Annotated in this window: 2 protein-coding genes; one reads left to right on the top strand and one right to left on the bottom strand. The window is 66.3% G+C overall.

The window, feature by feature from the left end:
- Positions 1-40 precede the first annotated feature (40 nt).
- A complete protein-coding gene (locus HALRU_RS00725; RefSeq protein WP_015299503.1) occupies positions 41-1,579 on the top strand; it encodes a PQQ-binding-like beta-propeller repeat protein in 1,539 nt (512 codons plus the stop codon).
- Positions 1,580-1,612: 33 nt separating this feature from the next.
- On the opposite strand, the gene HALRU_RS00720 is transcribed toward HALRU_RS00725, so the two are convergent.
- On the bottom strand, positions 1,613-11,773 hold the full coding sequence (locus tag HALRU_RS00720; protein ID WP_015299502.1) for a right-handed parallel beta-helix repeat-containing protein: 10,161 nt from the start codon (positions 11,771-11,773) through the stop codon (positions 1,613-1,615).
- Positions 11,774-11,943 lie beyond the last annotated feature (170 nt).

Below are 11,943 nucleotides of genomic sequence, written 5' to 3'. Positions count from 1 at the left end.
AGCCGACGGACCTGACAGTATCTTTCCACGAGAGACAACAATGGCTGATACACCACTATTTCGAAGCCGATCGACGGACGACACCGCCGCCACGAACGACGATCCCGCTACGAGCCGGTCGGATCGCCCGCGGACACCCGAGAGCGAGGCGAAACCTATCGCCCGACGGACGCTGCTTCGAACGGGGGCGATCACTGGCGTCGCCGTCGCGGGGCTGGGCGGCGTCGGCGCCGCGAGCGCCGAGGGCGCAAACGGTGGCACCGTCGTCTGGACGTACGGCGACGAAGCGGTCGACTGTAGCCCGCCTCCGGCGACGTTCGAGGCGCCACTGACGGTCGTCGACGGGCGCGTCTACGCGGGAACGACCTGCACGCACGTGCGTGTCATCGACGCCACGACCGGCGACGAAGTGGAGACGATTTACACGAATGCGACGACGAACCGAGCGCCGAACGTCGTCGACGATATCGTCACCGTCGCGCCGAACAACCAGGAACTCATGGCCTACGATCTGCAAGCGGTTGACGCGCGGAGTCAGCGGATCTGGGAGGCCGACGTCGGCGGCTCGGTCACCACCCGCGTGAGCGCCCCGACGGTCGCGGACGGAACGGCGTACACGACCAACCACGACGGGCCGCCGTACCTCCACGCGACGAATCTCTGGACCGGCGAGAGTCGCTGGACGTACGACGAGCACGAGCTCGGTGAAAGTCCGGTCGTCGTCGATGGCCGGGTCTACGCCGCCGGCCGCGATGGCGTGCTGGTTTCGGTCGATACCGACGGCGACGAGGAGTGGACGTACGACGTCGGCGCGCCGGTCGAGGCCGCCCCGACAGTCGCCGACGGAATCGTCTACGTCGGGGCCATCGACGGCTCGCTGCACGCCGTCGACGCGGCGAGCGGCGAGGAGGAGTGGCGGTTCGATACGGACGGCGACGGTACATCGACGCCGACGGTCGCTGATGGCGTCGTCTACGTTGGGAGCCACGACGACCACCTCTACGCGATCGACGCGACGAGCGGCGACCGGGAGTGGCGATACGACACCGGCGGCCGGATCGGCGCCGCGACGGTCGCCAGCGGCCGCGTCTTCGTGAGTAGCAGGGGCGCCCGAGTGTTCGCTCTGGATGCGGCGAGCGGCGAGGAAGCGTGGCAGGTCCGGGACGACGATCTCGATCACGGGCTCCACCCCGACATGACGGCACCGACCGTCGTCGACGGGATCGTTTACGTCGCCAGCACCGATGGACAGGACGGCCGGGTCCACGCGATCGACGCCGGCGTGTCGGGCTCGAGCGAGGACTCCCGAGTGATGCTCGGGACGTCGGGTCATCACGACGCGTGGGCCGAAGCGGCCGCGGTGGGGACCAGACCCGAAGCGAACGGGGACGGGGAAGCGGGTACCGGCGATACGAGCGGCACCGATACCCCCTCTTCCGGGAGCGATGGCAGGGCCGACGGAGCGGACGATGACGACGGGCTCCCGGGTCCCGGAATCCTCGGCGCGATTGCGAGTATCGGGGGCGCCGCTTACCTGCTGGCGGGACGAGCGGCAGATCGGGGAGAAAAGGCGGAGTGAGCGGCGTCTCGGGCACTTATCGAGGTTCGTCGATTACCGTTGATTCCAGCCGTCTTGAAGTCGCGCACCGAACGCAAACTGGCCGTCGAGCGACTCGTCCTCGTGGCTCTCGATCGTCTCGACGGCGGTGAGTACGCCGTCAGGGCTGATTCGGACGAACGATTCGTCGACGAATCGCCGCCCGGGAATGTCGCCTGCGAGTTCCGAGTCGGCGAGTCTTCCATCCTCGTACAGGCGGTAGATGACGTTGCCGAGCCGAACGCCGCCGCGGGCGAACGAAATCGAGTCGGACGCCGCCCAGGTACCGGACGTGTCTTCGTACCCGATCATCCGCGTGACGGCGACCTGTATCTCCGAGCCCTGGAACGCACCACCCATGAACGTGCCGTCCGCCTCGAACTGTTCGGCGCCCGTGGTGCCGGTCACGCCGGGCTCCTCGCCGGCGTACCCGATGCCGGTCAGTTCGACGCGTTCGCCACCGACCTGGAGAATCGCCGTCCCAGGCTGGTCGGGGACTTCGACATCGCCGTGGGGCTCCGACCAGCCGTCTTCGGGCCCGAGCTCGATGGATTCGCCCCCTGATGCGTCATCGTCACTCACCCCGCCGGGGCCACCGTCGGGCCCGGTGGACCCGTCGTTTCCGTCACCACCCGAATCGTCGTCCCCGAGACAGCCGGCCGTGCCAACGACGCCAACGCCGGCACACAGGCGAAGCCATCGGCGACGGTTCGTCGGACGATCGGCCGCCGATGGTTCGCGACGGTTGACTCGCGACGCCGCCGGCGGGGAATCGTCGCCGTTCGCGTCGGAGCGATTTCGGTCGAATCGGCATCCCGAACGGAGGCGACGCGCGCCGTCAGACAGCCACGTCGTCCCCGACCGTCGTTTCATGCGGGCGGCGGTGACGAGGAGGAGCGCGATCAAGCCGACTTCGACGCCGAAGCCGGGGATGGAATCGTCCGCATCGTCTCCGGGCGCATCAGCTGCAGGGTCGTCCGACTCGTCCTCGCTCGGTGCCGGCGTTTCGGCGGGATCGTCGGACGGGCCACCGGCCGAATCGGCTTCGTCGACGATCTCCAGTGTTGTCGAACTCGACGAGCCGTCGATCGCCACCGCAATTTCGATCGATCCCGGGTCCAGGGAGGCGGTCGACAGCTCGAACGTACTCGTGATCGATCCACCGCCGTCGAGGGTGATCGGTTCCTCGGACACGACCTCGCCGTCGACGGAGAGCGCAAGTGTCGCGGTACCAGTCTCCTCGCCGACGTTCTCGACGGTCGTCGAGACGGTGACCGAATCGCCGGCGTCGACGGACGATGGGACGTCGAGGTCGACGGCGGTGAACGAGGCGGGATCCGGCGAGGGGACGGGTGGAAGCGCGGGCGGCGGGGACGGATCGTCGCCGTCGACGGTCACCGTTTTAGCGTCCTGTGGCGTCAGGCTCTCGACGAGGAGGTCGATCGTCTCGGCCCCCGCGACCGGTTCGACGGCGAACGTTTCCGTCCGTTTTTCGCCACGATCGAGCGCGACCGTTCGAGTCTCCAGTTCCGCGCCGTCGACCAACAACGTGATCGGCTGTGTATCGGACCGATATCCTGGGTTCGCAACGTCGAGCGTGACGGCCAGTTCGTCGTTCGGACCGACAGTCTCGTCGGCGTGTATGTCGACCGCGAACGACGGACGGGAGACGTCGGCGAACGGACCGACCTCGTCGGTCAGTCCCGTCGTCGACGGATCGGCGTCCGGTATCGTCGTATCTGCGACCACGGTAATCGCCGCTCCCTCGGCCACTCCCTCGAGCGGGACGTCGACGGTCTCGAAGGCGGGTTCCTCGAGCGTCGCTTCCGCGACGAATCGAGTCGCGTTACCGACAACGTCACCGGCTTCGTCCGTGACGGTGACGGTCGTATTCGCCGACGCGAACCCGCGGTTGGCGATCAGCACCTCCGCAACCTGGTCTCCCCCGACGTCAAGGTACTCGACTCCGGCAACGTCCAGATCCGGTTGGACGAACCAGGTCGGACGGGCGCCGTTGGCCACGGCGGACTCGTCGATCGACTGGCCCGTTCCGATCGAGACACTGTCGGCGACCGAGGTGTCGATCGCATCAGGGTCTACGGTGATCGTCGCGGTCGCGTTCTCACCGTGTTCGATCGCGCCGAGGTCGACGGTCTCGAGCGCCTCCGTTCCGTCGTCGAACGCGATCGGGACGTCGACCGCCGTGGCGCCGCCGGCGTTGTCGATCACGGCTTCGACCAGGATCACGTTTCCGTCACCGCCGTCGATCATCGACGAGTCGACCGAGTCGACCGACAGGCGCGGCGTCGCGGCGACGACGGTCGTCTCGTCCGCTGTTTCCGATGTCGATGCGTCGCCGAGGGTGTCGGCTGTATCAGCCACACCGTTCGTGGCGTCACCGTCGTCGATGGCGACCGAAACGTCGAACGTCCCGCTCGCGTCGACGATCGCGTCGATCTCCCCGGACTCCGTGACTCCCGGTTCGAGGGGCGTGTCGATCGGCACCTCCACGACGTCGGTCTCGTTCTCGATGACGACGGTCACGTCACCGGTGGACGGCCGGTCGCCTACGTTCCGGAGGTCGTAGGCGATCGTCGACTCGTCGCCGGCGGACGCCGCTGACGCGGTCGCCTCGATCGCGTACGCCGGGGCGAACGCGCGTTCGGTGACGAACACGTCGTTGACGGCCGACCGGTCGAGTTCCTGCACGGCGAACGTCGAGTAGAACGCGTCGGTGCTCTCACCGACAGCCACGTCCGCGTGCCAGGCGGTCAGGTTCTCGTCGGCTAGTTCCGCGTACGCGTGGTCGGCGATCCACCCGTCGCCGCGGTCGAGGCGGTAGCCGAGATCGACCGTCGATCCCCCGTCGAAGCGAGCGCGGTAGGTGAGTACGGCGTCGTCCTCGTGTGCGTCGAGTTCGAGTTCGTCGACGTTTACGAGTTCATCTTCGAACGCCAGTTCGGTGGGGCTACCCTCGCCGTCGGCGTCGAAGACGCGCACGTTACTCCTACTGGCGTTTGCCCAGACAGTACGGCCGTCGGCGGTCGTCACCGCGACCACGTTATTCGTCGCGTGGCGGTGAGATTCGACGAGTCCCTCGCCGTCGACGTGTGCGGTAACGACCGTCTCGTTACCAGCGTCGTCGACGGCCGCGTAGGCGAGTGTGGCGCCGCCTCCATCTGTGCCGACGGCGGGATGAGACGCGTTCTCGATCGTTTCGATCGTCTCGCGTTCGCCCTCATCGTCCAGAACCGTGTAACGGACGTTCGAATCGGAGCCGTCCGCCGCGGTCGATGTCCAGGCGACCAGCCAGCCACCGTCGATCGCCACGATGGACGGACTGTGCTGTCGCCGCTCGCTCACGGTGAGCTGATCGGGTTCACTCCAGCCAGCACCGTCGTCGATAGCGACGGCAATCTCGTAGTGACCGAAGAGATCGGCGGGCGTCTCCACCGCCTCGATCGGCGGGGCGTCTTCGAGCGTCGACCAGACGACGGCGGTCCCGTCTTGGCTCGCCGCGAGTGCGGGCGTTTCGTCGGTCGCGTCGTCGTCGGTCACGTCCGCGGCGGCCGACCACGTGCCGGTCGTGAGGTTGTGCGTCCGGACGCGAAGGTCTCGGCCGTCCGTGGCGGCTTTGGACTCGTTCTGCGCGCTGTAGACGACGATCAGTTCGTCGCCGACGGTCTCGATCGCTGGCTGCGTGTCCTCGAACGGCCGATCGGTCAGTCGGTCGAAGTCGGTCCCGTCGGCATCGGTCGTCTCGACGTCGGTCGCGAGAGCGGCCGCGTCGACGTCACCCCCGCCCAACTCGTCGTCAACAGTGGGAACGCCAGGCAACGGGTTCGGTCCGTCTGCCGACGGCGGGCTAACCGTGACGGGTCCTGGGTGTGCGCCAGTCGCCTGGAGACCGAGCCCACCGCTTCCGACGTCTCCTTCGAAGGGGCCGAGTTCGAACTCGAACTCGTAGTAACAATCCAGGACGATTTCGCCGTCGACCGAGAGCGAGCCGCCGGGATTCAGGTCCGTCTCCGGACCGACGTCGAACGAGGCCGTCATCCCGCCGCCGCCCTCGGCGAAGACCCCACAGCCGAAGAGTTCGGCCGCGTGCAGAATGGTGATGTCGGTGCCGGACTGGACGGTTCCCTCTTCGAACGAGAAGTCCTCACCGAAGTGGCCCTCGAACTCGACGCTCGGATCGATCGTCCAGGGGACGATGACGTCCTCCAGTTGGTTGTCCTCCTGGCCCTCGACGGCACCGCCGAAGACGGTCGGGCCTTCGATCCCCGTTCTGGACGCCGAGGCGGCGATCGTCGCCGTTTCGAGTGAGAGCGTCGAGTCGACGGTTCCGTCGGCATCGATCTCGCCGCCGATCCCCTGTCCGAGGAGGGTGGCGCCGAGGGTGCCGTCGCCCTCGACGTCCGCGCCGACCGGGTCGGCCGTGTACGCCGCGATGGCGTCGGCAGAGAGTTCGAACGACTGGAGGTCGACGTCGGGGAGCACCGGGACTCCCTCGATGCCGAGCTCCTGCTCGACGTCGACGGGCGTGTGCCGCGCCTCGATCGTGCCGGCCTCCCGGTCGACGACGACGTCGCCGTCACCGTCGATAATCCACTGGATCCACTCTGGCGCGTCGGTGACCCGAACCATGCGGGTCGCCTCGGTCGTTGCCCCGAACTGATCTTCGGCGGTGATCGTCAGTTCGGCGTCGTCGTCGAGTTCGCCCAGGTCGAACGTCGCGGCGTAGGCTCCCGTCGAACCGTCACGAACGATCGTCTCCCCGTCGAGTTCGAAGGTGACCTGCTCGACCGATTCGTCGGAAAAGACGCCCGCCTGGAAGGTTTCTTCCCACGGGACTCCCTGCAGCGGCTGGCCACCGTAGACGGGGTCCAGCTGGACGATCGTCATCTCGGGCTCGGTGATCTCGACCGCGACGGTCTCGGTGGTCTCGCCGTCCGTGAGCGTCACGTCGTACGTGCCGGCGTCCTCGAAGGAGTGATACACCTTCGAACCCAACGCTGTCGCGCCGTCGTCGAAGTCCCAGACGGGATCGTCCGCGTACGTCGTCTGAAAGATGATCGGCGTGTTCTCGGTCGCCGGTTCGGGGAACACCGAAACGCCCAGTCCGAGTTCCTCGACCTCGACTGTCGTCTCGGCCGTGTGGCTGTCGGTGACGACCGAGAGGTCGTGCGTCCCGACGTCTCCCTCCTCGGTCCACCACTGGAACTCGAGGAGTCGCGTCTCGCCCGGTTCGAGATCGACGACCGGAACCTCGTAGAGGAGCCCCTGCGCTGGGTGTGTCAGCTGGACCATCTCGGAGCCCGTCTCGTCGCCGACGTTCTCGACGATCGCGTCGACGATGATCGTCGCCCCTTCGGGAACGGGGTCGCTCGTCGATTGGACCGACACCTCGAACGTCGCCGGTTCGTCGACGTCCGGACGAATCGTGATCGGGCCGTCCCCGTGCGTGAGGTCGACATCGACCCGATAGCCGTCGGCGGTCTCGGTGACGGTCGAATCGACGGGGTCGTCGCCGTACTCGACGGCGATTTCGTCCGTCGTCTCGACGCCCCAGGCGTCTAACAGGCCGTCTGGGACCGTCCCGACGAAGATGCCCTCGTTCGGCTGGTCGTCGACGCCGCGGGCCGGGGCCCCGAGGTCGACGGTGAGTCGCTCCCCGTCCGCCTCGTCGAATCCGAACCGTTGTGCGTCGGTGATCACCTGCGCCCCAGCCGTTGCATCACCCTCGGCGAGCGCCGACAGGTCGCTCAGCGTGAGGTCGACGGTCGACTGGAGTGAGTGCGTCGCGGCCGACTCGGGATCGGGCCACGCCTCGAGCGGCGGTTCGCAGTCGTCGGCCTCGTCGTAGGTATCACAGTCGATCAGGACCTCCGTCCCGAGCGTCGTCGCCCGGACGGTAACGTTGGTCGTCCCGTCGGCGTTCGACTCGGTCCACCACTCCTCGAGTTCGGCCGTGCCACCGAGCGCGTCGGGCTCGACGTTCTCGAGCTGGACCTCGATCTCGAACCAGGTGCTTCCGGGATCGACGCCGACTGACGAGAGATCACGTTCGGCCGCGATCGCGTCAGATGGATCGTCGGTCGGCTCGGAATCGTCCGAGACCAGCCGGAGTGAGACGTCGTCACCGTCGACGGCGGCATCGATCGATACCTGCTCGAGGACCGACTCGTCGCCATCGTAGACATCGAGCGAGGCCCCGACCACGTAGCCGGCGCCCTCGGGAAGCACCTCGGCGGAGGCGTGGTCGACGTCGTCCTCGCTCCAGACCGAGACGTCGTGGACGCCGACGTCGGCCGAGTCGGGCACCCACTCGAGCGAGACAGATGTCGATTCCTCGGGGCCAAGTGTCACGGTCGTTGCTTCGAGAACGTCGCCGCCTGCGTGCAGTTCGATCGATTGGGTACCTTGCTCGTCGCCGGTGTTCTCGACCGCGGCCTCGATCGCCAGCGGTTCGCCGACGAAGACGGGGTCGGTCACGTCCGTGATGGCGATCGAGAAGCGCGCGCCGATCGTCTCCCGATCGAGTGCAACGCTCTCCTCGGTACCAGCGTCGGATTCGATTTCGACGGTCTCGACCGTCAGGAATTCGTACGTGGCGGCGCCGAACCGGACGTCGTACGTGCCAGGGCTATGGCTGAGTTCGTAGGCGCCACTGTCGTCGGTCGTGGCCGTTTCGAGCACCTCGCCGTCGCCGTCGAGGAGTTCGACGGTCGCCGCCTCGATCGGGTCGCCATCGGCGGCGTCGGTGACGGTGCCAGCGAGCGTTCCGGAACTGTCGGTCGGGAACAGCTCGAAATCCTGAGATACGGTCTCACCGACAGGTATCTCGACGGCCGGTTCGGTGTGAGGGTCGTAGTATTCGACGGCGGCGATGACGTCGTAGGTGCCTGATTCGGCCGAGAGTTCGTACGTGCCATCGGCGTCGGTCGTCGTCGAGTCCACATTCTCACTGCCAGTGTTGAGTGCCACCCAGACGCCCTCGATCGGATCGCCAGTCTCCCCGTCGACGACGGTGCCGGCGACCGTTCCGGTCGTCTCGGGCTCATCGATACTGACCGCTTCACTCACCGAATCGTCTTCGCTCAGGACCGTCACCTCGCCGTCGCCCGCATCACCCGCCTCGGTCTCCCAGGTGAGCGTGAGCTGCTCGGAGCTCAGCGCACCGAGAGTCACCTCGGTCGAATCGACCACGGGGCCGTCGAACCGTTCGAGTTCGATCGTCTGGGTAGACTCCTCGCCGCCGGTGTTCTCGACGGTCACCTGGACGTCGAGTGGGTCACCTTCCGTTACCGGTGCGTTCGTCGAATCGATCGCGACGTCGAATCCGCCGGGTGCAGGATCGAGCCAGACCCAGTCGGCGCCATCCATCGAGTCCTCGCTCGCGGCGAAGAGTTCCTCGGTGTCTGCATCCCCGATCTGGGTCTCCCAGTAGAGCGCAACGTCGGTCGACTCTCCGGCGTCGAGTGTAACCGCTTTCTCGTCGAGCGCGGTCCACGCCGGATCGAAGAGTGCGAGCGTCTGCGTGCCCGCTTCGTCACCGTGGTTGGTCACCGTCACGTTCACTTCGAGCGTGTCACCTTCCTCGCCGTAGAGACTGTTGTAGACGTCAATCTCGACGCCGAAGAACGTGCCCGGGGCGTCCGGCTCCCACGGGTCGAAGGCGACGTTCTCGTAGTTGACCGGCGTGGCAATTTCGTCTCCCGATCCATCGGCCGTCACACCGGTAACTGGGTCGGTACGGTCGCCGCTCGGCCCCGTCTCGTCGCCCCACCAGTTGTCAGTCGCGCTCGCGTTGTGTGCCTGATCGTATACGTCCGATTCGAGACCGATCTCGTTGTCACGGAAGGCGCTCTGAGATACCGTCACGTCCTCGGTAGTCTCCGCGACGAAGATTCCGCGGTCGGTCGTCGAGACGGTGCTCCCGAGGACGGTCGTTCCGCTCGCGTCGCCGTGCAGCGAGATACCGTCGCCCGAGCCGACGACCGCGCTGTCGGTCACGGTCAACCCCGTCGCGTTCGTTCCGATAATGCCGTTGGCACCACCGTAGACGGTCGTGTTCGTCACCGCCACGCCGTCGCTCAGCGCGACCTGCACGCCGACCGCCGGGCCGTAGAACGCGTGATCGTCGACGGTCACGTCGGTCGTGTCGATCAGGACAATCTGGCCGTAACTCCCCTCGACCGATCCGCCGTCTTCGCCGACGGCGTAGTACAATGGGTCGCCGCCGACCGTGTTGTCCGAAATCTGGTGATCGAAGTGGTCGAGTTCGGGTTCATCGATGTCGTCACCGTAGAGCACCAGCCCGGACGCGAAGGTGTTCTCGACGATGGTCGCGTTCGTTACGCCCTCGATTCCGAGGTCGACGTCGTGTCCGGTGACGGAGTTGTTCGCCACGGCGATCTCGTCGACGTCGTCCCGGAGCCTGATTCCCTCCCGGTCGCTGTCGGTGACGACGTTATCCGCGACGGTCGCGCCGACGACGCTTCCGAGCGCGATGCCGTTGGCCTGGTGCGTCAGTCCGGTATCGAACTCCTCGTGATTGCTTACCGTGTTCTCTCGGACGGTGACGTTCGTAATCGGGTCACCGCTCGTCGACGCGCTGATTCCAAGCGTGTTCGCTCTCACTGTGTTGTTCTCGACGAGCACGTCGCTCACTCCGAAGACGCTGATGCCGCGACCATCGCCCGCATCCGAACCGACGTTCTCCTCGACGAGGTTGTCCCTGACCGTGACGCCCGTCTCGGTCGAGATGACGTTGATACCGTCGTCGTTGTCCCGGACGGTGTTCGCTTCGACGAGGGTCTCGTTCGAGCCGATTCGCATCGCGCTCGCGTGACGCTCGACCACGTTGCCGACGACGGTGCTGTTCGGCGAGCCGCTGAGGGTGATACCGGAGTCGAGCGGCTCGTCGTGGTCGATGTTGTTGTCGTCCAGGGCGTTTGCCTCGACGTGAGCCCGCGCCGATTCGTGAATCTGGATTCCGGTCCGCCGATTGGCGTCGACGACGTTGGACTCGATTCGTGGGTCGGGAGAGTTCTCGACGAACACGCCCACCCCGGACTCGTCGTGGAAATAGTTCCCCGTCGTGTGCGTTTCGGTGACCTCGTTCTCGATGACGACGACGTCGCTCGAATCGGTGACGTAGATGCCGTGAGATTCCTCGTCGTACCCGAGCGCGTTGTCCTCCAGTGTGTTCCCCTCGAGAAGGGTGCCGTCGGCCCCCTGAACGAGGATGCCGCTCTGAGTGTTCGAGACGCCGACGGTGTTGCGAACGGTGGTGTTCTGGATCGACGTAACGTTGATCGCCTCCAGGTGAACCGCTCGAAGTCCGTTGGAATTGGCCGTATTATCCTCGATGACGGCGTCGTCGGCGTCCTGGACGTAGATCCCGCTGCGATCGTTGTCGTTCGCCGTGTTGTTCCGGACGACGGCACCGTCCGAGTGCTCCCAGACGTTGATTCCCTGCCGCGCGTTGCTGTTCGCCGTGTTGTTCTCGACGAGTGCGTTGGGCGACTCGTAGAGGCGGATTCCCGGAACGTCGTCCGCCCAGCCGTTGTTCGTGGCGTTGATCCCACGCACAGTTGCGCCGGCCGATCCGTTGACGAGGACACCGACGAGATCGTTGTCGAGTACCGCAGCGTCCGTCACCTCGAGTCCGTCGCTCTCGATGGCGTGCACGCCGTTCCCGGCGAATTCGCGAACCTCGAATCCGGATACGGTCACGTCGTTGGCGCCATCGACGGAGAATCCGTTCGTCCCCTCCTCGAGGCTGCTCCCGTTGAGAATCGGCGGATCCACAGGGTCTGCGGCGACCAGCGAGAGGCCCTCGACGTCGATCGTGACGGACTCGGCGTACTCACCGGCCTCCACGCAGATCGTCTCGCCGGGGCTCGAGTCGTTCACCGCATCCTGAACGGACGATCCGTCCGTAACCGTCGTCTCACAGGTCCCGTAGACTGTCGTCGAGTCGCCAGAGTGGGCCGGGGTGGGGGACCCGTCGTCCGTCGCGAGCCCATCGAGCGCGGCCCCGTCCCCAATCGTGGCGCCGCCGATCCCACCGACCAGCACCAGCGTGCCCACGAGCAGTACCCCGAGGAGACGGAGCCGCCTTCTAGACGTCGACGGCCCACCCTCGCACCGTGGTGTCGATCCGAACATTGGCGTCCGGTTTCCACGACAGTCACCTCATGTTACGGGTCGATACACCGTTTCATCCGGTGAGACAGCGCCAGTCCGCTCGACCCGTTCGGCGTAATTCGGTCGTCCCCCAGAACCGACCGACCACCGTGTCAAACGACAGATATTTGGTACCCGGAGGAGAAAGCGAC

This window comes from Halovivax ruber XH-70 (assembly GCF_000328525.1).
Classification (GTDB): domain Archaea; phylum Halobacteriota; class Halobacteria; order Halobacteriales; family Natrialbaceae; genus Halovivax; species Halovivax ruber.
This window is presented reverse-complemented; position numbering and strand designations above follow the sequence as displayed.